This window comes from Actinomadura napierensis, assembly GCF_039529375.1.
In the GTDB taxonomy this organism is placed as follows: domain Bacteria; phylum Actinomycetota; class Actinomycetes; order Streptosporangiales; family Streptosporangiaceae; genus Spirillospora; species Spirillospora napierensis.
The window spans coordinates 15,111-39,347 of the sequence record NZ_BAAAMR010000061.1 but is presented as its reverse complement, the minus strand read 5'-3'; the positions used below and the strand labels follow the sequence as shown (position 1 = coordinate 39,347).

Below are 24,237 nucleotides of genomic sequence, written 5' to 3'. Positions count from 1 at the left end.
CGGTCGGTGGACGGCAGGTTCAGCCGGTCGAGGCTCATGCCGGAGGGGCCCGGGACGCGAGCATTTCCGGCATGAGAGATCTTCCTGTGCGCATGGCCCGGTGGAGCGCCGGGCACCCCTGGCGGGCGATCGCCGGCTGGTTCCTGTTCGTCGCGGTCTGCCTCGGCGTCGGGATCTCCGTCGGCGGGCACGCCGCGACCAGCGCGGACTTCCGGATCGGCGAGGCCGGACGCGCCGAGGCGATGGCCGCCGAGGGCGGGCTCCAGCAGAAGCCGGTCGAGCAGGTGCTGATCACGGCGCGGCCCGGCGCCGGCCCGCTCGACGCGGCCGCCGCGACCGCCGCCGCACGCGACGCGGCGGGCCGGATGGCGCGGCTGCCCGACGTGGAGTCGGTGTCCAGCCCGATCGGCTCGGCCGACGGGACGGCCGTCCGCGTCGAGGTCACCATGCGGGGAGCGGAGCTGGACGGCGACAAGCACGTCGCGACGCTGATCGCGCAGACCGCCCGGGTGCAGGCCGCGCATCCCGGACTCCGGGTCGAGGAGACCGGCGGGCCGTCCGTCAGCAAGGGCGTCGACGACCTGCGCGACCGCGACCTGTCGCGCACCGAGATGATCGCGCTGCCGGTCACGCTGGTCACGCTGCTCGTCGTGTTCGGCTCGGTGTCGCTGGCCGTGGTGCCGATGCTGCTCGCGCTGTCCTCGATCGCGGCGGCCGTCGGGCTGTCGATGCTCGCCTCGCACGTCTTCCCGGACGCGGGCGTCGGCACCAACGTCATCCTGCTCATCGGCATGGCGGTCGGCGTCGACTACACCCTCTTCTACCTCAAGCGCGAACGGGAGGAACGCGCCCGGTCCGGCGGACGGCTGCCGGCGGCGGCCGTTGTCGAACTCGCCGCCGCCACGTCCGGGCGGGCCGTGGTCGTGTCCGGGCTCGCCGTCGCCATCTCCAGCGCCACCCTGTACCTCGCCGACGACGTGATCTTCTCCTCGATCGCCACCGGCGCGATCGTCGTGACGCTCGTCGCCGTCCTCAGTTCCCTCACGGTGCTGCCCGCCCTGCTCGCCAAGCTCGGCCAGTGGGCGGAGAACCGCAGGGAACGCCGGATCCGGCGCGGCAGGCCGGTGCGCGGGACGCGATCGGAGAGCGGCGGGCGGCTCACCCGCGCCCTGCTGCGGCCGACCGGCCGCCGTCCCGGCGTCACGCTGGCCGTCGGGGTCCTGGCGATGCTCGCGCTCGCCGCGCCACTGCTCGGCATGAAGCTCACCGACATGGGCCGCGAGACCCACCCGCGCTCCATCCCGGCGATGCAGGGCTACGACCGGATCAACGCCGCGTTCCCCGACCTCAAGGCCATGCACCAGGTCGTCGTGAAGGCCGACCCGTCCCGCCGGGCGGAGGTGGCGGGCGCGCTCCGCGACCTCGCCCGCCGCGCGGAGAACGACCCGCGCCTGTCCGGCACGCCCGAACTGCGCACCTCCCCGGACGGCCGGATCAGCCTGCTCGAACTCCGCGTCCCGCACTACGTCAGCGACCCGGCGGCGGTCGCGTCGCTCAAGACCGTCCGCGGCGACTACGTGCCCGCCACGGTCGGGCGGCTGCCCGGCGTCAAGGTCGCCGTCACCGGCGACGTCGCCCGCTACGCCGACTACCCCGACCACCAGAAGCAGAAGCTGCCGCTGATCATCGCGTCGCTGCTGCTGGTCACGTTCGCGATGACGGTGTGGGCGTTCCGGTCCGTGGTCCTCGGCGTGGTCGGCGTGCTGCTGAACCTGCTGTCGGCGGGCGCCGCGCTCGGCCTGCTCGTCCTGACGTTCCAGGGGACGTGGGCCGAAGGGCTGCTCGGCTTCACCTCCACCGGGACGATCGGGTCCCGGGTCCCGCTGTTCCTGTTCGTGATCCTGTTCGGCCTGTCGATGGACTACCAGGTCTTCGTGATCAGCCGGATCCGGGAGGCCAGGCTCGGCGGCGTCCCCACCCGCACCGCCGTCCTGGACGGCATCGGACGCTCCGCCGGCGTCGTCACCAGCGCCGCGTTCGTCATGGTGACCGTCTTCGCCAGCTTCATCCCGCTGCACATCATCGAGATGAAGCAGATGGGCTTCGCGCTCGCCGTGGCGGTGCTGGTGGACGCGTTCGTCATCCGCATCGTGGTGCTGCCCGCCCTGATGCTGCTGCTCGGCGAACGCAACTGGTGGCCGTCCCGCCCCGGACGCACCGCCGTCCCGGCGCCCGCCCCCGCGAAAGTAGGCTGACCGGCATGGAGCAACGGCCACAGCACGACGACCGGCTCCAGGCGCAGGCCCTGCGCCGCTGGTACGCCGCCCTGTGGGTGTGCTTCGGCCTCGTCCCGCCCGGCATCGCCGTCTGGGACCACGCCGAGGGCACCCGGTCCGGCGCGCTCGCGCTGCTGGCCGTGCTCGCGGTCTGCCACCCGATCACCGGAACGTTCCCCGGGAACCCGGCCGTCCGCCGGTACACGTTCCTGGCCGTGCTGATCATCGGCATCGGCACCGTCTCCTACCTGCTGGACGGCGCCGCGTCGCTGCTGATCGTCTCGCTCCCGCACTTCTGGATCCATGGCGGCGGCCCGCGGCGCGCGATCGCCCTCAGCGGCGCCGCCGCCGCGGCCACCGTCGCGGGCATCGCCGCGAACCCGGACGGCCCGCCCCTCACCGGCAACACCGTCGCCGCCCTCACCGGCTACGCCGCGAGCATCCTCGTCGGGCTGTGGATGACCCGCGTCGTCGGGCGGCACGACGAGCGCGCCCGGCTCCTCGCCGCCGACCTCGAGGACGCGGAGCGCCGCCTCGCCGAGGCGCAGCGCCGGCAGGGCGCCGCGGACGAGCGCGAACGGCTCGCCCGCGAGATCCACGACACCCTCGCGCAGGGCCTTGCGTCCATCGTCGTGCTCGCCGAGGCCGCCCGCGAGGGCCTCGGCACCGACCCGGCGGCGAGCGCCCGCCAGCTGGTGTCCATCGAGCGCACCGCCCGCGAGAACCTCGCCGAGGCCCGCGTCCTGGTCGGCGCCGCCCCGGGCGGCGGCGTCGCGTCCGGGTCCATCGCCGCCACCCTGCGCCGCACCCTCGACCGGTTCGCCGAGGACACCGGCCTCACCGTCGGCGCCGACCTGCCCGACGTCGACTGCGACCAGCCGACCCGCGTCGCGCTGCTGCGCTGCACCCAGGAGTCCCTCGCGAACGTCCGCAAGCACGCCGCCGCCACCACCGTAGGCGTCGTCCTCGCCGCGCACCCGCACGGCGTCGAACTGGAGATCACCGACGACGGGCGCGGGTTCGCGCCCGGCACCGCGTCCGGCGGGTTCGGGCTGGACGGGATGCGCCGCCGCCTCGCCGAGCTCGGCGGCCGGCTCACCGTCACCAGCGCCCCCGGCGAGGGCACCCGCGTCCTCGCGCTGCTTCCCCGCGAAGGCACCCCATGAACGACGGTTCCTCGAAAAACAGCACGGTCCGCGTGATCCTCGTGGACGACCACACCGTGATGCGCGCCGGCGTCGCCGCGCTGCTGGCCGGCGAGCCCGGGATCGAGATCGCCGGCGAGGCCGGCGACGGCCGCGAGGCGGTCGCGCTCGCCGAACGGCTCCGCCCCGACGTCGCGCTCGTCGACCTGCGGATGCCCGTCCTTGACGGCGTCTCGGCCACCACCGAGATCCTCGCCCGCTGCCCCGGCACCCGCGTGCTGATCCTCACCACCTACGACACCGACGCCGAGATCGAGCGCGCCGTGGAGGCCGGCGCCATCGGCTACCTGCTCAAGGACGCCACCCGCGAGCAGCTCGCCGACGCCGTGCGTGCCGCCGCGCGCGGCGAGACCGTGCTCGCCCCGCGCGTTGCGCAGCGGCTCGTCGCCCGGATGCGGCAGCCCGCGCCCGTCGCCCTCACCGCCCGCGAGGCCGAGGTGCTGAACGCGGTCGCCGACGGCCTGTCCAACGCCGACATCGGGCGGCGGCTCGTCATCGCGGAGGCCACGGTGAAGACCCACCTGCTCCGCGTGTTCGCCAAGCTCGACGTGAGCGACCGCACCCGCGCGGTCGTCGTCGCGATGGAACGCGGCCTGATCAAGCGCTGACGGCCCACCCTCCCCGTCAGGCCACGGCGGCGATCAGCTTCGCCGCCTCGGGGGCCTGCCGGACGCCCGCGCGGTAGCACTGCGACCAGCGGGTCACGTCGCCGACGTCGCCGCCGAACGCCTCCAGCGCCGCCTCGTCCGGGACGATCCGGACGTCGCCCCCCGACCCGTCCGACATGTGCGCGAACGGCTCGACCAGCACGACCGGCCCCGCGTCCTTCGCCAGCCACGGCCACGAACCGCCGCCGAACGCCCCGTCCATGTAGAGGCGCCCGCCGACCTCCACCGGACGGGCGTGACCGGGCGCCGCGCTGCTCGCCGCGACCGCCGCCGACAGCGGGACGCCGCTCGCCCGGTCCCAGACGACGGGCTCGCCGGACGCCACGTCCACCCCGGTGAGCAGCAGCGGCCGCTCCGGCCACACGTCCGTGCCGACCAGGAACTCCATGCTCGCGCGGTGCACCTCGGCCGGCAGCGCGGCGGCCTCCAGCGCGAGCCTCCCGACCCGGCGGCGCGCCTCGTCCGGGGGCAGCACCGGGTCGTTGAGCAGCCCGAACACCCGCTCCATCGCCGACGGGTCGTGCGGGCGCGGCCCGTCGCGCGGCGGGAGCTCGGCGACCGCCGCCAGGTCGCGGCCCGCGGCGATCATCGCGCCGGCGATCGCGCCCGCCGACGTCCCGACGATCAGGTCCGCGGCGGCCGGGTCGACGCCCGCCTCGCGGAGCCCGGCGGCGAGGCCCGCCATCCACGCCGTGCCGACCGGGCCTCCCGGGCCCAGCACCAGGCCCCAGCCCATCAGCCCGCCTCGACGTCGCGCGCGGCCATGCCGGGGCGGTCCGGGTCGATGTTGAACGCCAGCAGCCGGCGCGGCCGGATGCGGATGAACCAGTCCTCCTGCCCGCCGTCCCGGACCTGCTCGGCCAGTCCCCGGATCTCCAGGAACCGCATGTTCTCCGCGCCCTCGCCGATCGCGTCGTCCACGACGAACGACACCGCCGCGTTCCGCCCGACGTTGCGGAACTTCGCCGAGCCCGCCATGCCGAACCCGTGGATGTCGATCGTGCCGTGCTCGGCGTTGTGCTCGAACCCGACCGGCTTGTTCTGCGGGCTCCCGTCCGGCGCGACCGTCGCCAGCCGCCCGCGCGGGACCTGCGCCAGATACCTCTGCTCGACCTCGTTGAACGTCATGCCCCGACCCTAGGAACGGGACGCCCCGGGCGGCATCCGTCGGATGACTGGTGCGGCGCGCCGCGACGAAGACTCTTGACATCAAGATAAGCGCGCGGCATCATGTCTCTTGATGTCGAGACAAGCCGAGGCCGTGTGGGACCCCGCCCAGTACGGGGTCTACGGCGACGAGCGCGCCAGGCCGTTCACCGAACTGGTCGGCCGCCTCGGGCCGATCGAGCCCCGGCGCGTCGTCGACCTCGGGTGCGGGAGCGGGGAGCTCACCGCGACACTCGCGGGCCGCTGGCCCGGCGCGGTCGTGGAGGCCCTCGACTCTTCCCCCGAGATGATCGCCGAGGCCCGCGCCCGCGAGATCCCCGGACGGCTCACCTTCGAGGTCGCCGACGTCACCGCCTGGGAGCCCGGGCGGCCCGTCGACCTCATCGTCTCCAACGCCGTCCTGCAGTGGGTCCCCGAGCACCTCGACCTGCTGCCGCGCTGGATCGGCGCCCTCGCCCCCGGCGGCCGCCTCGCCTTCCAGGTCCCCGGCAACTTCGCCGCCCAGAGCCACGTCCAGCTCCGCGAACTGTGCCGCTCCCCGCGCTGGCGCGACCGCCTGGCCGGCACCGTCCGCGACGACCCCGTCCTCGACCCGGCCGGCTATCTCGACCGCCTCGCCGGCCTCGGATGCGCCGTCGACGCCTGGGAGACCACCTACATGCAGGTCCTCACCGGCGACGACCCCGTCCTCGAATGGGTCAAGGGCAGCGCGCTGCGCCCCGTCCTGTCGGCCCTCCCGCCGGACGAGACCGGCGAGTTCCTCACCGCCTACCGCGACCGGCTCCGCGCCGCCTACCCCGCCCGCCCCTACGGCACCGTCTTCCCGTTCAGGAGAGTGTTCGTGATCGCCACACGGCACGCCCCGTAGACGGGGTGCCGCCCGCCGGCCGAGGCAAGCCAATCGTTCCCCTGCGGTGTGCTCCTCGGCCGGCGGGCGGCATCCAGGCCGCGCGGACGCGACCACGACAGGATCGCGGAGCGCGCGGCCCGGCACCGAACCCCGGCTTCGCGACCCGACGCCGGCGACCCCTGCCGGTGGCCGCCCGGACGAACTCCGGACGGCCACCGGCGTCCGCAGGAGCCCCGGAACGCACGAGACCGGCCGCGCGCTCCACGCGCACGACCGGCCAACGGCGGTTCAGACCGACGGGTGCGGACTCGGATCGACGAACTCGGCCTCCGCGTCACGACGGCTCCGGCGCTGCGCCTTCGCCGCCGCCTTCTCTTCGGCCTTCTCCGCCTTCGCCGCCGCCTTCTCGGCGCGCTTCTCCGCGCGCTCCAGCTCCTTGCGGCGCTGCCGCGGATCCAGCGACGGCTTCGGCTCCAGCCCGGCGAGGCCGTTCCACGCGAGGTTCACCACGTGCGCGGCGACCTCCTCGCGCTTCGGCTTGCGCACGTCCAGCCACCACTGGCCCGTCAGGGCCACCATGCCGACCAGGCTCTGCGCGTACAGCGGCGCGAACTTGTCGTCGTAGTCGTGCCGGTCGAACTCCTGCGCGAGGATGTACTCCACCTCGCCGGCGATCTCGCTGAGCAGGCTCGCGTAGCTCCCGGTCCCCGTGCCGCCGTGCGAGTCGCGCACGAGGATCCGGAACCCGTCCGGATGCGCCTCGATGTACTCCAGCAGCGCGAGCGCCGCCTTCTCCAGCTTGCTCCGGTAGTGGATCGCCGAGTTCAGCGCCTCCGTCACCAGGCTCAGCAGGCGCTCGAACTCCCGGTCGACGACGACCGCGTACAGGCCCTCCTTGCCGCCGAAGTGCTCGTACACCACGGGCTTCGACACACCCGCGGCGGAGGCGATCTCCTCCACCGAGGTGCCGTCCAGGCCGCGCTCGGCGAACAGCGTGCGGCCGATGTCGAGGAGCTGCTCGCGGCGTTCCTTACCGGTCATCCGCTTTCTGCGCGGCCTGGGAGCGGGATCTGTCACGGGATCAATTGTGACGGTCACGCCGCCTGCTTCGCGCGCTTCGCGGCGAGCCTGTCGTCCTTCGGCCACCGGACGTCCCGCGCCCAGCCCAGCCGCTCGAACGCCCAGATGATCCGGGCACTGACGTCGACCTGCCCCTTCAGCACGCCGTGCCGCGCGCACGTCGGGTCCGAGTGGTGCAGGTTGTGCCACGACTCGCCCAGCGACGGGATGGCCAGCCACCACACGTTGCGGGACTTGTCGCGCACCTCGAAGTGCTCCTTGCCGAACGTGTGGCAGATCGAGTTGATCGCCCACGTCACGTGGTGGACGAGCGTGATCCGCACGAACCCCGCCCAGAACAGCGCCGTGAAGAAGCCGAGCCACGACATCGTGATCAGCCCGCCGAGCGCGGCCGGCAGGAGGAAGGACACCGCCACGAGGCCGGGGAAGGCCAGGTGGATCCGGGTGATGTCGCGGTCGTTCAGCAGGTCCTTGGCGAACCGCTGCTTGGACGTCCGGTTCGCGTCGAACAGCCAGCCGTAGTGGGCCCACACCAGGCCCTTGGCGAGCGCCTTCCAGTCGTCCCCGAACCGCCACGGCGAGTGCGGGTCGAACTCCTGGTCGGAGTGCTTGTGGTGGCGCCGGTGGTCGGCCACCCAGGTGATCACCGGGCCCTGGATCGCCATGCTCCCGGCCAGCGCCAGGAAGATCTTCAGGCCCCGGTTCGCCTTGAACGACCCGTGCGTGAAGTACCGGTGGTACCCGACGGTGATGCCGCCGGCGGACAGCACGTAGAAGACGGCCGTCAGCGCGACGTCGGTCCAGCCGAGGAACCTGCCCCAGGCGAGCGGGACGGCCGCGAACAGGGCCAGGAACGGGACGCCCGTGAACACCGCGACGAGCGCGCGTTCGGCGTTGCCCTGCTGGTCGGGTGCTAGTTCGGGACGCCGTTCGGGTTGAGGAGGAGCCATGGTCGGAGCCGTTGTCATGCGTCACCACTTCCTGCGACTAGGGGCTGCCTTACCTACGCCAACGTAACCTACGCAACCGTAAGTTGGACAGGGACCGCCGGTGAATTCGGCGGGAATCTGTCTCATGGGCCACAGAACTCTCATGCGAACGTCCGGTCGCCCGCCGCGGAAGGAACCCCATGCCCCCGGCCCTGATAGGGCGCTCCGACCGCTCTCGTGCGGGTGGTCGGACGACACGGTGATGGAGTGCTCCGTAGTGGGCGTTCTAAACCGATTCGGGAAAATCGGCCAGGACGTGCCGGTGGGGTCGCCGGCCGGTTCGAGGTCCACCGCTGCTGCGGCGCGGGGCTAGGCCTGCGAGCCCGTGCCGGACCGGTCCACCCAGTAGAGTCCTGCGCGAGACGAAAGCCCTGGGGATCGCGCGGGTCCACTCGGTATCGTTGGTCTCGCTCGAGTCGGCCCTCTCTCCTGCAGAGGGGTCCGAACCGCCCATCCCGGGTCGTCTAGGGGCAGGACAACTGATTTTGGTTCAGTCAACGGAGGTTCGATTCCTCCCCCGGGAGCTCTCTAGTCCGGATCGCCGCACTCCGGGGCGTCCGTCCTGGTGAAGTGGCCCTCCGGGTGACGCGCGCCCGGCGGGCGGTATCCTTCCCGTGTCGGGTGCGCTTCGGCCTGCCGTGCCGTGATCTCGCAGGTGGGCGTACTCGCCGTCGATCCCGTCCGCGATGCCGAGGAGCCTCCTAGTGAGTGCCAAGAGCCCGGCCGCCGTCATCGTTCTCGCCGCGGGCGAGGGCACACGGATGAAGTCCCGCACCCTGAAGGTCCTACACGAGCTGTGCGGGCGCGCCATGCTCGGCCACGTGCTGGCCGCCGCCCGCGAACTGGAGCCGCGCAGGCTCGTCGCGGTCGTCGGGCACCGGCGCGAGCAGGCCGTCGCCTACCTGGGCGAGCAGGCGCCGGACGTGGAGCCCGTCGTCCAGGAGGTCCAGGGCGGGACGGGCCACGCCGTCCGGATGGCGCTGGAGCAGACCGGGTCGCTCGACGGGACGGTCGTGGTGACCAACGGCGACCACCCGCTGCTGCGCGGCGAGACGCTCGCCGCGCTGGTCCGCGCGCACGAGGACGAGGGCAACGCGGTCACCGTGCTGACGACGGAGATGCCCGACGCGACCGGGTACGGGCGGATGATCCGCGCGGCGGACGGCAGCGTCGAGGCGATCGTCGAGCACAAGGACGCGACCGAGGCGCAGCGGGCCGTCACCGAGATCAACGTCGGCATGTACGCCTTCGACGGGACCCTGCTGGAGGACGCGCTCAAGCGGGTGACCACCGACAACGCGGGCGGCGAGGAGTACCTCACCGACGTGGTGGCGATCCTGCGCGGCGACGGCCACCGGGCCGGCGCGCACCTGGTCGCGGACTGGGTGGAGACGCAGGGCGTGAACGACCGGGTCCAGCTCGCGCAGGCCAGGCGGCAGCTGAACGACCGGATCCTGGAGGCCCACATGCGGGCCGGGGTGACGATCGTGGACCCCGCGTCCACCTGGATCGACGTGGACGTGACCGCCGAGCCGGACGCCGTCGTGCACCCGGGGACGCAGCTGCACGGCCGCACCCATCTGGAGGCGGGCGCAAGCGTGGGGCCGAACTGCACGCTGACCGACACGCGGGTGGGCGAGGACGCGTCCGTGGTGAACGCGGTGTGCGTCGAGGCGGAGATCGGCCCGGAGGCGTCGGTGGGCCCGTTCGCCTACCTGCGGCCGGGCACGCGGCTGGCCCGCAAGGGCAAGATCGGAACCTACGTCGAGACCAAGAACGCCGACATCGGCGAGGGCACGAAGGTGCCGCACCTGACCTATGTCGGCGACGCGGAGATCGGCGAGCACTCCAACATCGGCGCGAGCTCGGTGTTCGTGAACTACGACGGCGTGCGGAAGAGCCGCAGCGTGATCGGCTCGCACGTGAAGGTCGGCAGCGACAACATGATCGTCGCGCCGGTGACGGTGGGCGACGGCGCCTACACCGCGGCCGGGTCGGTGATCATCCAGGACGTCCCGCCGGGGGCGATGGCGGTCGCGCGGGCGCGCCAGCGCAACGTCGAGGGCTGGGTCGAGCGCAAGCGGCCGGGGACGCCGGCGGCGGAGGCCGCGGAGGCGGCGCGGCGCGCCGCCGAGGGCCGGGACGAGCCGGCCTGACGGTACGCGCCGGTATCCGGCGCGCTGATGACTGCCCCGCCGTGCGGCGGGGAGGTGGAGGACAGCGGCGTCCCCCACGGACAACAGACGGCCGGGCATCGTGAGGGACCCTTGTGATGCCTGGTGTGTGGGGACGACAACCCACATGAGTGCACAGTTCCATTGAGGGGGAGTTGTCAGAGGTGAGTGGGATCAAAGCGAGCGGTCAGAAGAAGCTGATGCTCTTCACCGGCCGAGCCCACCCGGACCTGGCCAAGGAAGTCGCCGACAACCTCCACGTCGACCTGACGCCGACGTCCGCATACGACTTCGCCAACGGTGAGACGTTCGTGCGGTTCCTGGAGTCGGTCCGCGGCTCCGACGCCTTCGTGATCCAGAGCCACACAGCTCCCATCAACCAGTGGATCATGGAGCAGCTGATCATGGTGGACGCGCTGAAGCGGGCGTCCGCCAAGCGGATCACGGTGGTGGCGCCGTTCTTCGGGTACGCCCGGCAGGACAAGAAGCACCGCGGCCGCGAGCCGATCTCGGCGCGGCTGATGGCGGACCTGTTCAAGACGGCGGGCGCCGACCGGCTGATCGCGGTGGACCTGCACACGGCGCAGATCCAGGGGTTCTTCGACGGTCCGGTCGACCATCTGTTCGCGCTGGACCTGCTGGCGCACCACTTCGAGAGCCGGCTGGACACCTCGCGGGTGACGGTGGTGGCGCCGGACGCGGGCCGGGTGCGGGTGACCGAGCGCTGGTCGGACCGGCTCGGCGGGGTGCCGATGGCGATCATCCACAAGAAGCGCGACCCGGACGTGGCCAACGAGGTCAAGGTGTTCGACGTCGTCGGCGAGGTCAAGGGCCGCACCTGCGTGGTCGTGGACGACATGATCGACACCGGCGGGACGATCGTGAAGGCGGCGGACGCGCTGTTCGAGCAGGGCGCCGACAAGGTGGTCGTCGCGGCGACGCACGGCGTGCTGTCGGGCCCGGCGGTGGACAGGTTGAAGAACTCGCGGATCTCCGAGGTGGTGCTGACCAACACGCTGCCGATCCCGGAGGACAAGCAGTTCGACAAGCTGACGGTGCTGTCGATCGCCCCCCTGGTCGCCCGCGCGATCAACGAGGTCTTCAGCGACGGCTCGGTCACCAGCCTCTTCGGCGGTCACAGCTGAGCCGGCCCTTCGCGGGCCGGTGCCGGACCGCCAGGTCAGGGGCGTGCCGGCGGCGGGGACGGGGGGCGCCGGAGGGCGCCCCCCTGGGGGTGTTGGCGTTGCGCGTGGAAACGATCGGCTAGACTTCTTGAATCCGCGTATGCCCCGGGTCGTCAGTGCGGCGCCGTTCAGGTCCGTACTCCCCGGGTAACGCAAAGAATCTTCGAGGCGCCTGACGCATCGAGCTACGCCTGATTCGCTCTGTCCGTAGCGGACGTCCTTCGGGACGGCCGTGGATCGCAACAAGCAAGGAGTTTCCGCCGTGTCCGAGGTACGCATCGCCGCCGAGCCGCGCACCGAGTTCGGTAAGGGTGCCGCGCGGCGCACCCGCCGGGCCGGCAAGGTGCCCGCCGTCCTCTACGGCCACGGCACCGACCCGCAGCACATCGCGCTGCCGGGCCACGAGCTGATGCTCGCGCTGAAGACCCCGAACGTGCTGCTGACCATCGAGGGCCTCGGCAACGGCTCGGAACTCGCGCTGCCCAAGGACGTGCAGCGCGACCCGATCAAGGGGTTCCTCGAGCACGTCGACCTGCTGCTGGTCAAGCGGGGCGAGAAGGTCACGGTCGACCTCCCGGTGAACCTGATCGGCGACGTGGTCCCCGGCGGCGTCATCCAGCAGGAGGTCGTGCAGGTCTCGGTGGAGACCGAGGCCACGCACATCCCGGAGGCCGTCGACCTGTCGATCGAGGGCCTCGAGGTCGGCACGCAGGTGCTGGCGAAGGACCTGAAGCTGCCGTCGGGCACCACGCTGTCGCTCGACGAGGAGGCGCTGATCCTCCAGATCACGGACGCGTCGGCGTCCGCGGGCGCGACCGAGACCGAGGCCGAGGTGGAGGCCGCCGCCGAGGCGGCGGAGACCGCCGCCGCGGAGGCCGAGGCCGAGGGCGCGGCGGAGTCCGCCGAGTAGGAACGCGGAACGGCGAGAACGGCGAACGGCCCCCGCAGGTGATCCTGCGGGGGCCTTCGGCTGCGAGGAGAGCGGATGAGCGCGGACGTCTGGCTGGTGGTCGGTCTGGGGAACCCGGGGCCGTCGTACGCCGGCAACCGGCACAACGCCGGGTTCATGGTGCTGGACGTGCTGGCCGGCCGGGCGGGGAGCCGGTTCAAGGCGCACCGGTCGCGGGCGGACGTGCTGGAGGGCCGGCTGGCGGGCGCGCGGGCGGTGCTGGCGAAGCCGCGGACGTACATGAACGAGTCGGGCGGCCCGGTGAAGGGGCTGCGGGACTTCTACAAGGTGCCGGTGGAGCGGCTGGTCGTCGTCCACGACGAGCTGGACGTCCCGTTCGGGGCGCTGCGGTTGAAGCGCGGCGGCGGTGACAACGGTCACAACGGGCTGCGGTCGGTGACGAAGTCGCTGGGCGACCGGGAGTACCTGCGGGTCAGGTTCGGAGTGGGGCGGCCGCCGGGGCGGATGGATCCGGCGGCGTTCGTGCTGAAGGACTTCGCCGCGGCGGAGAAGAAGGCGCTGGAGTTCGAGGTCGACCGGGCGGCGGACGCGGTGGAGGCGCTGCTGACCGGGGGCCTGGAGGCGGCGCAGAACGTCTTCCATGCGGGTTGATCCGCGGCCGGGTGGGGGTTTTCGGGGGATCGGCCGGATGCGGCCCGTGGTGGGCTGGACACGGTGAGGCGCTCGTAAAATCATGCGTGCATGAGGTTCGTGTTTTATGTGAACCTTGAGCGCTCTTCAACCGTCTCTGGGGTGGATCGAGCTTTTCGGGGCGCGCGTTACATGGGTTGGGTGAGGTCGTATGGCCGTCGTTGACAAGGTTCAGGCCGAGTCACCGATCCGCCACGAGCAACGTCGCCCGGATGCGCAGAGCTGGAGTGGATGGTATCGCCGGTTCGCCGGCGGGCTGGACTTCTTCAGCATGCTGGCGGCCGGGGTGATCGCGTTCGTGCTCCGCTTCCCGGGGGTGCCGAGCGATCCGACGGCCCCCTATGTGGCGCTGACGGTCGCCCTGCCGGTGCTGTGGATCCCGATGCTGGCGGCGTGCCGGGCGTACCAGCCGCGCTACATCGGCGTGGGGTACGAGGAGTTCAAGGGCGTCCTCCGGGCGGGGTTCATCTTCACCGCGACGCTGGCGATCCTGGCGTACGCCACCAAGACGGAGGTCGCGCGCGGCTACGTGGTGATGGCGATGCCGCTCGGCACGTTCCTGAACCTGGTCGCGCGGTACCGGCTGCGCAAGTGGCTGCACCGCAAGCGCTGGAACGGCGAGTGCATGCGGCGGGTGGTGGTGGCGGGGCACCGCACGTCCGCCGCGGATCTGATCCGGCTGCTGCGGCAGAAGCGCTACCACGGGATGGACATCGTGGCGGTGTGCCTGCCGCCGGCGCTGGCGTCCGGTGAGGACGCGGTCCGCGAGGTCGAGGGCGTGCCGGTGCTGGGCGACTTCGCCCAGACGGCGGCGGTCGCGGAGCGGATCGGTGCCGACTCGGTCGCGGTGCTGGCCTGCCCCGAGATGGACGGGGTGGCGCTGCGGCGGCTGGCGTGGCAGATCGAGCGCGACGACGTGGAGCTGGTGGTCGCGCCGGCGCTGATGGACGTGACGGGTCCGCGGATCTCGATCCGTCCGGTGTCGGGGCTGCCGCTGCTGCACGTGGAGCATCCGGAGCTGGACGGCGGCCGCCGGGTGCTGAAGGGGCTGTTCGACCGGACCGCGGCGCTGACCGGGCTGCTGCTGCTGAGCCCGCTGATGCTGGTGGTCGCGTTCCTGATCAAGGTGACGAGCGCGGGCCCGGTGATGTTCAAGCAGGTCCGGGTGGGCCGCGGCGGCCGCGAGTTCACGGTGCTGAAGTTCCGCACGATGGTGCAGGACGCGGAGGCCCGCAAGGTCGCGCTGCTGCAGCACAACGAGAACGACGGCGTGCTGTTCAAGATGCGCGAGGACCCGCGGATCACGCGGGTCGGGCGGTGGCTGCGCCGGTACTCGCTGGACGAGCTGCCGCAGCTGTTCAACGTGGCGCGCGGCGACATGTCGCTCGTGGGGCCGCGCCCGCCGCTGCCGGAGGAGGTCGCGCAGTACGGCGGCGACGTGTACCGGCGGCTGGTGGTGAAGCCGGGGCTGACCGGGCTCTGGCAGGTCAGCGGCCGTTCGGACCTGACGTGGGACGAGTCGGTCCGGCTCGACCTGCGGTACGTGGACAACTGGTCGCTCGCCCTGGACCTGCAGATCATGTGGAAGACGTGGTCGGCGGTGTTCCGCGGCTCCGGCGCGTACTAGCGCGGGCTCCCGCCGACCGGGACCGCGACCCTGGCACCGGTCACCGTGCGGTATCCATGAGAAAGTAGACCGGGCAGACCAGTCGAGTCGGGAATGTGATCAACGGATGACCGAGAGAGCGGCGGCGGACGACCACGCGCTGGCGGCGGAGCTCGCCGCGGCGGCGGGACGGCTGCTGCTGGGCGTGCGGGACGAGGTGGGCTTCGCCGACGGGCGCGCCCTGAAGGACACCGGCGACCTGCGGTCGCACGAGTACCTGATGGCGGCGCTGGCGGAGCGGTGTCCCGGCGACGCCGTGCTCTCCGAGGAGGGCCGCTCGTCGGTCGCGGGCAAGCGCTCGAAGGACGACGACCGGGCTCCGACGCGCAACACCGGCGAGGCCGAGCGGCTGTCGGCGCCCCGCGTGTGGATCATCGATCCGCTCGACGGGACCCGCGAGTTCTCCGAGGAGGGCCGCCGCGACTGGGCCGTCCACGTGGCGCTGTGGGAGCGGGACGCGGCGGGCGCGGCGCGGCTGTCGGCGGGCGCGGTGGCGCTCCCGGCGCAGGGCCTGACGCTGCGGACCTGCGCGACCGGCGGTGCGGTGCTCGTCCGCGACGACGCCGGCGAGCCCGACCCGGTGACCGCCGGGTCGGACGCCGCGCGCCGGGGCCTGCCGCGGGAGGTGCCGCTGCACGTGCCGGCGCCGGACACGGGCAAGCTGCGGATCGCGGTGAGCCGGACGCGTCCGCCGGAGTTCGTCCAGCGCCTGGCCGAGAAGCTCGACCTGGACGTGGAGCTGGTGCCGATCGGGTCGGCGGGGGCGAAGATCTCCGCGGTACTGCTCGGCGAGGTGGACGCCTACGTGCACGCGGGCGGCCAGTACGAGTGGGATTCGGCGGCGCCGGCGGCGGTCGCGCTGGCCGCGGGCGCGCACGCGTCGCGGATCGACGGGGCACCGCTGGAGTACAACCGGAAGGACCCCCGGCTGCCGGATATCCTGGTGTGCCATCCCGTGTCGGCATCGACGCTGCTGACCGGCATCCGGGACGTGGGCGACGGCTTGCCCGGTTAGACCGCCCCGTCGGCGGGATTGATCAGAGGCGGGCCGACGTTCGATCCGGTGGGAAGGCGTGCGCCCGTCCCGTGCCACCGGTTTGCATCTGCCAGAACAGCGTGGAGAGAGCCCCAGACCATGCAGCGTTGCGATTATCTGCTGTCCCAGCTAGACGTCCTCGAGGCCGAGTCGATCCATATCTTCCGGGAGGTGGCGGCCGAGTTCGAGCGGCCGGTGCTGCTGTTCTCGGGAGGCAAGGACAGCATCGTGATGCTGCGCCTGGCCCAGAAGGCGTTCTGGCCCGCGCCGATCCCGTTCCCGGTGATGCACGTCGACACCGGGCACAACTTCCCCGAGGTGATGGAGTTCCGCGACCGGCGGGTCGCCGAGCTGGGCGTCCGGCTGATCGTGGCGTCGGTGCAGGACGCGATCGACTCCGGTCGTGTGGTGGAGCAGAAGGGGCGCCGCGCGTCGCGGAACCGGCTGCAGATCACGCCGCTGCTGGACGCGATCGAGGAGCACGGGTTCGACGCGGCGTTCGGGGGTGCGCGCCGCGACGAGGAGAAGGCCCGCGCCAAGGAGCGCGTCGTGTCGTTCCGCGACGAGTTCGGCCAGTGGGACCCGAAGAACCAGCGCCCCGAGCTGTGGAACCTGTTCAACACGCGGATCACGCAGGGCGAGCACGTCCGGGTGTTCCCGCTGTCGAACTGGACCGAGCTGGACATCTGGGACTACGTGCGGCGCGAGGAGCTGGAGCTGCCGCCGATCTACTTCGCGCACACCCGCCGCGTGTTCGAGCGGGACGGCCTGCTGCTGGACTCCGAGACCGGGTTCGCCAACCGCGGCGACGACGAGCCGGAGTTCGAGGCGTCGGTCCGGTACCGGACGGTCGGCGACGCGTCCTGCACGGGCGCGGTGAAGTCGAACGCCGAGTCGCTCGAAGAGGTGATCGCGGAGATCGCCGCGACCCGGATCACCGAGCGGGGCCAGACCCGCGCCGACGACCGGACCAGCGAGGCCGCCATGGAGGACCGCAAGAAGGAGGGCTACTTCTAATGTCCAGCACGAACGAGCCCGCCGCGAGCGCGTCCGCCACGAGCACGGCCATCACGGGCGAGCCGGCCAAGACGATGGACCTGCTGCGCTTCGCGACGGCCGGCAGCGTCGACGACGGCAAGTCCACCCTCATCGGACGGCTGCTGTTCGACTCCAAGTCGATCTTCGAGGACCAGCTGGAGTCGGTCGAGAAGACCAGCGTCGACCGCGGCGAGGAGTACACGAACCTGGCGCTGCTGACCGACGGCCTGCGCGCCGAGCGGGAGCAGGGCATCACCATCGACGTGGCGTACCGCTACTTCGCGACGCCGCGCCGCAAGTTCATCATCGCCGACACCCCGGGGCACATCCAGTACACCCGGAACATGGTGACGGGCGCGTCCACCGCCGACCTCGCGATCATCCTGGTGGACGCCCGCAAGGGCATCCTGGAGCAGTCCCGGCGGCACGCGTTCCTGACCACGCTGCTGCAGGTCCCGCACCTGGTCGTGGCGGTCAACAAGATGGACCTGGTCGACTACGACAAGGCCGTCTACGAGCGGATCGTGGACGAGTTCACCGCGTTCGCCTCCAAGCTGGACGTCTCCGACCTGACGTTCATCCCGATCTCGGCACTGCACGGCGACAACGTCGTGGAGCGCAGCGTGAACACGCCGTGGTACGACGGGTCGTCGCTGCTGCACCACCTGGAGCACGTGCACATTGCCTCCGACCGCAACCTGATCGACGTGCGGTTCCCGGTGCAGTACGTGATCCGCCCGCACGCCTCCACCGACCCCGAGTTGCACGACTACCGCGGCTACGCGGGGCAGGTCGCGGGCGGCGTGCTGAAGCCGGGCGACGAGGTCGTCCACCTGCCGTCCGGGCTGACCACGACGATCACCCGGATCGACGGCCCGAACGGTCCGGTCGACGAGGCGTACGCGCCGATGTCGGTGACGCTGCGGCTCGCCGACGACATCGACATCTCCCGCGGCGACATGATCGCGCGGCCGCACAACCGGCCGGAGACGGCGCAGGACCTGGACGCGATGGTCTGCTGGATGACCCCCGACCGCACCCTCACGCCCCGCTCCAAGCTGATCATCAAGCACACCACCCGCACCGCGAAGGCGCTGGTGAAGGAGCTGCACTACCGGCTGGACGTCAACACGCTGCACCGCGACGAGCAGGCGCCGGGCCTCGGGCTGAACGAGATCGGCCGGGTCTCGCTGCGGGTGACGCAGCCGCTGTTCGTCGACGACTACATCCGCAACCGGCTGACCGGCGGGTTCATCCTGATCGACGAGGCCACCAACAACACCGTCGGCGCCGGGATGATCACCGGCGCCCGGTAACACCCCTTTTGGAGCCCCCCGTGCACCTGCCCGCCCCCCAGGGCCCGAGCCCGATCCTCGAGCCGTGAAGGCCCTCGTGCTGGCGGGCGGGGCCGGGTCCCGGCTCCGCCCCATCACCCACACCTCCGCGAAGCAGCTCGTCCCGGTCGCCAACAAGCCGGTGCTGTTCTACGGCCTGGAGGCGATCCGGGACGCCGGGATCCGCGAGGTCGGCATCGTCGTCGGCGACACCGAGGCGGAGATCCGCGGCGCCGTCGGCGACGGCTCGGCGTTCGGCCTCGACGTGACGTACCTGCGCCAGGACGCCCCGCGCGGGCTGGCGCACGCCGTCCTCATCGCCCGCGAGTACCTCGGCGGCGACGACTTCGTGATGTACCTCGGCGACAACTTCATCGTCGGCGGCATCGACGGGCTCGCCGGCCGGTTCCGCGCGGAGCGCCCGCAGGCGCAGATCATGCTGACGCACGTCTCGGACCCGCGCGCGTTCGGCGTCGCCGAACTCGACGACGCGGGCCGCGTCGTCGCGCTGGAGGAGAAGCCGGAGTTCCCCAAGAGCGACCTGGCGCTGGTCGGGGTCTACCTGTTCAGCCCGGCCGTGCACGAGGCGGTCGCGGAGCTGAAGCCGTCCGCGCGCGGCGAGCTGGAGATCACCGACGCGATCCAGTGGCTGATCGACCAGGGCCACCGGGTCGAGTCCACGGTGATCACCGGCTACTGGAAGGACACCGGCAACGTCACCGACATGCTGGAGGTCAACCGGCTCGTCCTGGAGGGCGTCGAACCTCATGTGGAGGGCGAGGTGGACGAGGCCAGCGAGCTGATCGGCCGGGTCGTGGTGGAGCGGGGCGCGCGCGTCGCCGGGTCCCGCGTCGTCGGCCCGGTCATCGTCGGCGCCGGCTCGCTCGTCCGCGACTCCTACGTCGGGCCCTTCACCTCCATCGACCGCGACTGCGCGGTCCTGGACAGCGAGATCGAGTACTCGATCGTGCTGCGCGGCGCGTCCATCGACGGTGTCGGCCGCATCGAGTGCTCCCTGATCGGCCGCGAGGCCGAGGTCACCCCCGCCCCCCGGGTGCCGAAGGCGCACCGGCTCGTACTGGGAGATCACAGCAAAGTGCAGATAAGCAAGTGAGCGCCCCCCGCGTTCTGGTGACGGGTGGGGCCGGGTTCATTGGGTCGCAGTACGTGCGGGACCTGGCGTTCGGTACGTTTCCCGCGTGGGACGGCGCCGAGATCACCGTGCTGGACAAGCTGACCTATGCCGGGAACCTGGCGAACCTGGAGCCCGTCGAGGGGCGGTTCACGTTCGTCCACGGCGACATCTGCGACGGCGGGCTGCTCGCCGAGCTGGTGCCGGGGCACGACGTGGTGCTGAACTTCGCGGCCGAGTCGCACGTGGACCGGTCGATCGCCAGCGGCGCGGAGTTCGCGCGGACGAACGTGCTGGGCGTCCAGACGCTGATGCAGGCGTGCCTGGACGCGGGGACGCCGCGGGTCGTGCAGGTGTCCACCGACGAGGTGTACGGCAGCATCGACGAGGGCTCGTGGGACGAGGAGGCGCCGCTCGCGCCGAACTCGCCGTACTCGGCGGCCAAGGCGGGCGGTGACATGATGGCGCGCGCCTACGCGCGCACGCACGGGCTGCCCGTCAGCATCACGCGCTGCGGCAACAACTACGGGCCGTACCAGTACCCGGAGAAGGTCATCCCGCTGTTCGCCACGAACCTGATGGACGGCCGTACGGTGCCGCTGTACGGGGACGGCGGGAACGTCCGCGACTGGATCCACGCCGCCGACCACTGCCGCGGCATCCAGGTGGTGGCCGAGCGCGGCGAGCCCGGCGAGGTCTACCACATCGCGGGGACGGCGGAGCTGACGAACCTGGAGCTGACGCGGCGGCTGCTCGACGCGGTCGGCGCCGGCTGGGACATGGTCGAGCGCGTCGAGGACCGCAAGGGCCACGACCGCCGCTACTCGCTGTCGGACGCGAAGCTGCGGGCCCTCGGGTACGCGCCCCAGGTGTCCTTCGAGGACGGCCTGGCCGCGACGGTCCGCTGGTACGAGGAGAACCGCGCCTGGTGGGAGCCGCTGAAGAAGCGGGCGGAGGACGCCGAGTGAACGGAAACGCAGGGTGACCTGGCTGGTCACGGGAGCGGGCGGGATGCTCGGCACCGACGTCGTCGCACGCCTCGATGACGTGGTCGCCCCCGGACGCGGCGAACTCGACCTCACCGACGCCGGAGCGGTCCGCGAAGCGCTGCGGCGGCACCGGCCCGAGACCGTGGTGAACTGCGCCGCCTGGACGGCCGTGGACGACGCGGAGACCCACGAGGACGCGGCACTCGCCGTCAACGGCACCGCCGTCGAGGCGCTCGTCGCGGGCTGCGCGGAGATCGGCGCGAAGCTCGTCCAGGTGTCCACCGACTACGTGTTCCCCGGCACGGCCACCGAGCCCTACCCGGAGGACGCGCCGACCGCGCCCGTCAACGCCTACGGCCGCACGAAGCTCGCAGGCGAGACGGCGGTGCTCGGCTACGAGCGCGGCTACGTCGTACGGACGGCGTGGCTGTACGGGGCGAACGGGCCCAGCTTCGTCCGGACGATGGCGCGGCTGGCGAGGGAGCGCGACACCGTCGAGGTCGTGGACGACCAGGCTGGGCAGCCGACCTGGACCGGCGACCTCGCCGACCGGATCATCGCGCTGGCCCGCGCGGACGCCCCCGCCGGGGCGTACCACGGCACGAACGCGGGCCGGACGACCTGGTACGGGCTGGCCCGCGAGGTGTTCGCGCTGCTCGGCCTCGACCCGGACCGGGTGCGCGCCACGACGAGCGAGAAGTTCGTGCGGCCCGCGCCGCGTCCGGCGTTCAGCGTCCTCGGCCACGGCCGCTGGGCGGCGGCGGGCCTGGCGCCCATGCGCGGCTGGCAGGAAGCGCTGCACGCCGCCTGGCCGTCCCTGCGGGCCGGCTGGGCCGAGGCTCAGCCGGGCAGCCCCAGCTTGGCGTAGTGGTCCAGGCAGTCCTGGTAGGACGGCAGCAGGCCCGCCCGGCGGGTCTCCTCGAGCGTCGGCGCCTGCGCGTCCTTGTCGGACAGGACCGGCTCGATGTCGGCGGGCCACTCGATGCCGAGGCCGGGGTCGAGCGGGTGCACGCCGTGCTCGCGGCCGGGCGCGTAGGGCTCCGAGCACAGGTAGACGACGGTCGCGTCGTCGGTCAGCGCCATGAACGCGTGCCCGACGCCCTCCGCGACGTACAGGCAGCGCCGTGACTGATCGTCCAGCCGGACGCCCTCCCACTGCCCGAACGTGGGGGAGCCGACGCGAAGGTCGACGACGACGTCGAGGATCGCGCCGCGCAGGCAGGTCACGTACTTGGCCTGCCCGGGCGGGACGTCGGCGAAGTGCACGCCGCGCAGCACGCCCTTGGCCGACACCGAGCAGTTGGCCTGCGCCAGGTTCAGCCCGTGCCCCGCCGCCGAGCGCAGGTCGTCGCCACGGAACCACTCATGGAAAGATCCCCGCTGGTCACCGTGCACGCGCGGGTCGAAGGAGTAAGTACCTTTGATGCCGAGTGGATCCACATGCGCAAGAATGCCACACGGTCCCCCGCAGAGATGGACGTCTGTACTGTGAGAACACACCCCCTCAGGCTCCGGCCCGCCGCAGGCAGTGCGGCGGCGGTGCTCGTGGTTCTGACAGGGCCGGCGGCGGCCGCGGAGCAGGCGCCGTCGCCGAGTCCCGCGGCGACGAGCACGGCCGCCCCGCACCCCGCGTTCCGGTCCGGCGTGGCCGCTCCCGCCGCGATGGTCGCCGGCGTCGTGCATCCCGACATCTGGTGGACGGTCGCGTCCGGGACGGCCGGGTCGCGGCTGTACGCGCTGGACGGCAAGGGCCGCACCCGCGCCGCCTACACGCTGACCGGCGCCCCGGTGGGCCGCTGGGACGCCATCACGATCGTCAAGAACGGGTCCGGGGAGTCGGGGCTGTTCATCGGCGACCTGAGCGCGGGCAGGGCCGGGACCCTGCTGCTGCACCGCGTCGCCGAGCCGAAGGCGCTGACCGGCGGGGCGCTGCCGGTCAAGTCGTTCAAGGTGAAGTACCCCGACGGCGGGCACCGGGGCGCCGCGCTGCTGGCCGATCCCTCGGAGACCCGGATCTACATCATCACCCGGGACTCGACGGCCGCGGGCGTGTTCGCGCTGCCCGGGGTGCTCGGCCCGTCGACGAACGCGCTGACGCGGCTGCGGACGCTGCCGTTCCCGGTGCGCGGCGGCGACTTCGCTCAGGACGGCCGGCTGGTCCTCAAGACCACCACGGACGTGCGGATCCTCGGCGGGATCCGCGACGACGTCGGCCAGGTCGTCAAGACGACCGCGTCGCTGGCCGGGCACGCGTTCGGGGTCTCCTCGGACGGCCGGAAGGCGTTCCTGGCGGGTGCGGGGAGTCGGCCGGTCTTCCGGTCGGTGACGCTGCCGGCGGTGAACGCGGCGACGCAGCCGGACGCGTCCGCCTCCCCGGCGGCCGACGACGGCTCACCGGTCGCGTACCCGTCCCAGTCCGGCATGCCCGGCGGCCTCCTCGGCACCGGCGCGCTCGTCGGCCTGGTGCTGCTAGGACTCCTGGGGGGCGCGTTCTACGTACGGGGCCGCCGTCACGGTGGCGCCTGAGGGGTCCGGGCGCTCCAGCGCCTCCTCGGGCCGCCGCTGGACGACGGCCGGGTCGCCGCCCTGCCGGCGCAGCACCTCGGTCCACGCGACGAGGAGGAACAGCCACACCGACGACACGTTCGCCGGGGCGGCCAGGCCCTCGGTCGTCATGCTGTCGGTGAGGAAGCAGCCGAAGATGCCCAGCATCATGCCGGCGTCGGCGCGCAGCGTCCGGTGCCGGCACAGCGTCAGCAGCACGAACCCGAGGGTCAGCAGCAGCGCCGCGAACGCGACGGTGCCGACGACGCCGTTGTCGACCAGCGCGTTGATGAACGCGTTGTGGCCGCCGCCGAGGCCGATGCTGTCCAGGAACAGCCCGCGGGAGGCGCCGAGGCCCCGGCCGAAGATCGGCTCCTCCCGGAAGGCGTCCATCGCCAGCGACCACAGCTCGGTGCGGGAGTTCAGGGTGGCGAGCTGCTCGGTGCTCTCGCCGCGGGACACGAACGCGAGGATCTTGTCGGAGAACGCCAGCACCGCCAGCACGGACACGGCGGCGCCCATCACGATCACGTCGATGCGGCCCTTGGGGCCGCGCGCGGTGGCCAGCAGGACGAGCAGCCCGGCGGCGCAGCCGAGCGCCGCGCCGCGCGTCCCGGTGGCGACGAGCGCGCCCGTCAGGACTGCCAGCGCCACCACGTAGACGACCGGGTGCCACAGCCGGTCCTGCGGCCGGTTCCACCGGATCAGGTAGCCGACGACCAGCAGGATCGCGACGGCGAGGTACACGCCGGCGATGACGGGGTGGACGTACAGCCAGTTGAAGCGCGACTCGGTGTGCAGCGTGCGGGGGAACGGGTGCGCGACGCCGATCCCCACCGACACCAGCACGATCCCGACGAAGACGTGCGCGAGCTTGCGCAGGTCTTCGGGGGTGGCGCGGGTCGCGATGGTGTGCGCCACCAGCATCGTGATCAGCAGTTCGACGCCGCGGACGATGCCGAGCGACTTGAACGGCGACCACAGCGCCGAGAACGCCACGTACCCGCAGAAGCACCACGCCGCCAGCAGCAGCCCGGTGGTGCGGCGCCGCGGCAGGTAGAGCCCGAACCGCCAGACCAGGTACAGCGCCGCCGCGCCGTAGACCGCGATCTCCAGCACCACGGTCAGGTCGGCGCTGCCGCTGACCGCGTTGTCGACGTCCCGGCTGCGCAGCTTGTAGTCGCTGGCGAGCATCAGGGCGAGCGGCAGCGCGTAGGCCCACCATCCGGCGCTCGGCGCCGGCGGCCGGCGGCGCGGGAAGACGCCCTTGACGGTCATGAGGCCCTCCCTGGGTGAGTCCGGCCG

The 24,237-nt window shown here is 72.4% G+C and carries 22 protein-coding genes and 1 tRNA gene; 17 read left to right on the top strand and 6 right to left on the bottom strand.

Annotation, left to right across the window (positions count from 1 at the left end; all coding sequences use genetic code 11):
- Positions 1–71 precede the first annotated feature (71 nt).
- Genes ABD296_RS29630 through ABD296_RS29620 form a run of 3 tightly spaced genes read left to right on the top strand, consistent with a single transcriptional unit; the run spans position 72 to position 4,089 of the window.
- A complete protein-coding gene (locus tag ABD296_RS29630) occupies positions 72–2,255 on the top strand; it encodes an MMPL family transporter (RefSeq protein WP_344274323.1) in 2,184 nt (727 codons plus the stop codon).
- 5 nt (positions 2,256–2,260) lie between these two features.
- The gene (locus tag ABD296_RS29625; RefSeq protein ID WP_344274320.1) at positions 2,261–3,442 is read left to right on the top strand and encodes a sensor histidine kinase; all 1,182 of its coding nucleotides are present in this window, start codon (positions 2,261–2,263) and stop codon (positions 3,440–3,442) included.
- Entirely contained in the window at positions 3,439–4,089 is a 651-nt protein-coding gene (locus ABD296_RS29620; RefSeq protein ID WP_344274317.1) for a response regulator transcription factor, read from the top strand. Before ABD296_RS29625 ends, ABD296_RS29620 begins: the two co-directional genes overlap by 4 nt.
- 16 nt (positions 4,090–4,105) lie before the next feature.
- Here the strand turns inward: ABD296_RS29620 and ABD296_RS29615 are convergent, their stop codons facing one another.
- Both ABD296_RS29615 and ABD296_RS29610 read right to left on the bottom strand, forming a co-directional pair.
- The gene (locus tag ABD296_RS29615; protein WP_344274314.1) at positions 4,106–4,885 is read right to left on the bottom strand and encodes a patatin-like phospholipase family protein; all 780 of its coding nucleotides are present in this window, start codon (positions 4,883–4,885) and stop codon (positions 4,106–4,108) included.
- Complete coding sequence (locus ABD296_RS29610) at positions 4,885–5,277, bottom strand: PPOX class F420-dependent oxidoreductase (RefSeq protein WP_344274311.1); 393 nt, start codon at positions 5,275–5,277, stop codon at positions 4,885–4,887. The genes ABD296_RS29615 and ABD296_RS29610 overlap by 1 nt, the downstream gene beginning before the upstream one ends.
- Positions 5,278–5,389: 112 nt before the next feature.
- Here ABD296_RS29610 and ABD296_RS29605 point away from each other — a divergent pair, with 112 nt between their 5' ends.
- The gene (locus tag ABD296_RS29605) at positions 5,390–6,184 is read left to right on the top strand and encodes a trans-aconitate 2-methyltransferase (protein ID WP_344274307.1); all 795 of its coding nucleotides are present in this window, start codon (positions 5,390–5,392) and stop codon (positions 6,182–6,184) included.
- Positions 6,185–6,454: 270 nt separating this feature from the next.
- Here the strand turns inward: ABD296_RS29605 and ABD296_RS29600 are convergent, their stop codons facing one another.
- On the bottom strand, positions 6,455–7,207 hold the full coding sequence (locus tag ABD296_RS29600) for a TetR/AcrR family transcriptional regulator (RefSeq protein ID WP_344274304.1): 753 nt from the start codon (positions 7,205–7,207) through the stop codon (positions 6,455–6,457).
- A gap of 53 nt (positions 7,208–7,260) precedes the next feature.
- On the bottom strand, positions 7,261–8,214 hold the full coding sequence (locus ABD296_RS29595; RefSeq protein WP_344274301.1) for an acyl-CoA desaturase: 954 nt from the start codon (positions 8,212–8,214) through the stop codon (positions 7,261–7,263).
- Positions 8,215–8,688: 474 nt separating this feature from the next.
- Here ABD296_RS29595 and ABD296_RS29590 point away from each other — a divergent pair.
- From ABD296_RS29590 to rfbD, 12 genes are all read left to right on the top strand, one after another.
- A tRNA-Gln gene (locus tag ABD296_RS29590) sits at positions 8,689–8,759 on the top strand.
- A 180-nt stretch (positions 8,760–8,939) separates the two neighbouring features.
- Positions 8,940–10,391, top strand: coding sequence for a bifunctional UDP-N-acetylglucosamine diphosphorylase/glucosamine-1-phosphate N-acetyltransferase GlmU (glmU, locus tag ABD296_RS29585; protein ID WP_344274298.1), 1,452 nt, complete (start codon positions 8,940–8,942; stop codon positions 10,389–10,391).
- 182 nt (positions 10,392–10,573) lie between these two features.
- A complete protein-coding gene (locus ABD296_RS29580) occupies positions 10,574–11,554 on the top strand; it encodes a ribose-phosphate diphosphokinase (protein WP_285912278.1) in 981 nt (326 codons plus the stop codon).
- A gap of 301 nt (positions 11,555–11,855) precedes the next feature.
- Complete coding sequence (locus ABD296_RS29575; RefSeq protein ID WP_344274292.1) at positions 11,856–12,503, top strand: 50S ribosomal protein L25/general stress protein Ctc; 648 nt, start codon at positions 11,856–11,858, stop codon at positions 12,501–12,503.
- 75 nt (positions 12,504–12,578) lie between these two features.
- Entirely contained in the window at positions 12,579–13,154 is a 576-nt protein-coding gene (gene pth / locus ABD296_RS29570; protein ID WP_344274290.1) for an aminoacyl-tRNA hydrolase, read from the top strand.
- A 190-nt stretch (positions 13,155–13,344) separates the two neighbouring features.
- Positions 13,345–14,820, top strand: coding sequence for a sugar transferase (locus tag ABD296_RS29565; RefSeq protein WP_344274287.1), 1,476 nt, complete (start codon positions 13,345–13,347; stop codon positions 14,818–14,820).
- A gap of 106 nt (positions 14,821–14,926) precedes the next feature.
- On the top strand, positions 14,927–15,874 hold the full coding sequence (locus ABD296_RS29560; RefSeq protein ID WP_344274284.1) for an inositol monophosphatase family protein: 948 nt from the start codon (positions 14,927–14,929) through the stop codon (positions 15,872–15,874).
- Positions 15,875–15,994: 120 nt separating this feature from the next.
- Positions 15,995–16,912: a sulfate adenylyltransferase subunit CysD gene (gene cysD, locus ABD296_RS29555; protein ID WP_344274281.1), complete on the top strand. Its 918-nt coding sequence runs from the start codon at positions 15,995–15,997 to the stop codon at positions 16,910–16,912.
- A gap of 74 nt (positions 16,913–16,986) precedes the next feature.
- On the top strand, positions 16,987–18,249 hold the full coding sequence (locus ABD296_RS29550; protein WP_344274385.1) for a sulfate adenylyltransferase subunit 1: 1,263 nt from the start codon (positions 16,987–16,989) through the stop codon (positions 18,247–18,249).
- 64 nt (positions 18,250–18,313) lie between these two features.
- On the top strand, positions 18,314–19,381 hold the full coding sequence (locus tag ABD296_RS29545; RefSeq protein ID WP_344274278.1) for a glucose-1-phosphate thymidylyltransferase: 1,068 nt from the start codon (positions 18,314–18,316) through the stop codon (positions 19,379–19,381).
- Positions 19,378–20,367, top strand: a complete 990-nt coding sequence (rfbB, locus tag ABD296_RS29540; RefSeq protein ID WP_344274275.1) for a dTDP-glucose 4,6-dehydratase — start codon at positions 19,378–19,380, stop codon at positions 20,365–20,367. The genes ABD296_RS29545 and rfbB overlap by 4 nt, the downstream gene beginning before the upstream one ends.
- Before the next feature lie 13 nt (positions 20,368–20,380).
- Positions 20,381–21,256, top strand: coding sequence for a dTDP-4-dehydrorhamnose reductase (gene rfbD / locus ABD296_RS29535; RefSeq protein WP_344274271.1), 876 nt, complete (start codon positions 20,381–20,383; stop codon positions 21,254–21,256).
- Here rfbD and rfbC read toward each other — a convergent pair.
- Positions 21,229–21,828 carry a dTDP-4-dehydrorhamnose 3,5-epimerase gene (rfbC, locus tag ABD296_RS29530; RefSeq protein WP_344274268.1) on the bottom strand — a complete coding sequence of 200 codons (600 nt, stop codon included), beginning with the start codon at positions 21,826–21,828 and terminating at the stop codon, positions 21,229–21,231. The genes rfbD and rfbC overlap by 28 nt on opposite strands.
- Positions 21,829–21,927: 99 nt before the next feature.
- Here rfbC and ABD296_RS29525 point away from each other — a divergent pair, with 99 nt between their 5' ends.
- Entirely contained in the window at positions 21,928–22,914 is a 987-nt protein-coding gene (locus ABD296_RS29525; RefSeq protein WP_344274265.1) for a hypothetical protein, read from the top strand.
- On the opposite strand, the gene ABD296_RS29520 is transcribed toward ABD296_RS29525, so the two are convergent.
- Complete coding sequence (locus tag ABD296_RS29520; protein WP_344274262.1) at positions 22,858–24,210, bottom strand: O-antigen ligase family protein; 1,353 nt, start codon at positions 24,208–24,210, stop codon at positions 22,858–22,860. The genes ABD296_RS29525 and ABD296_RS29520 overlap by 57 nt on opposite strands.
- Positions 24,211–24,237: the final 27 nt, after the last annotated feature.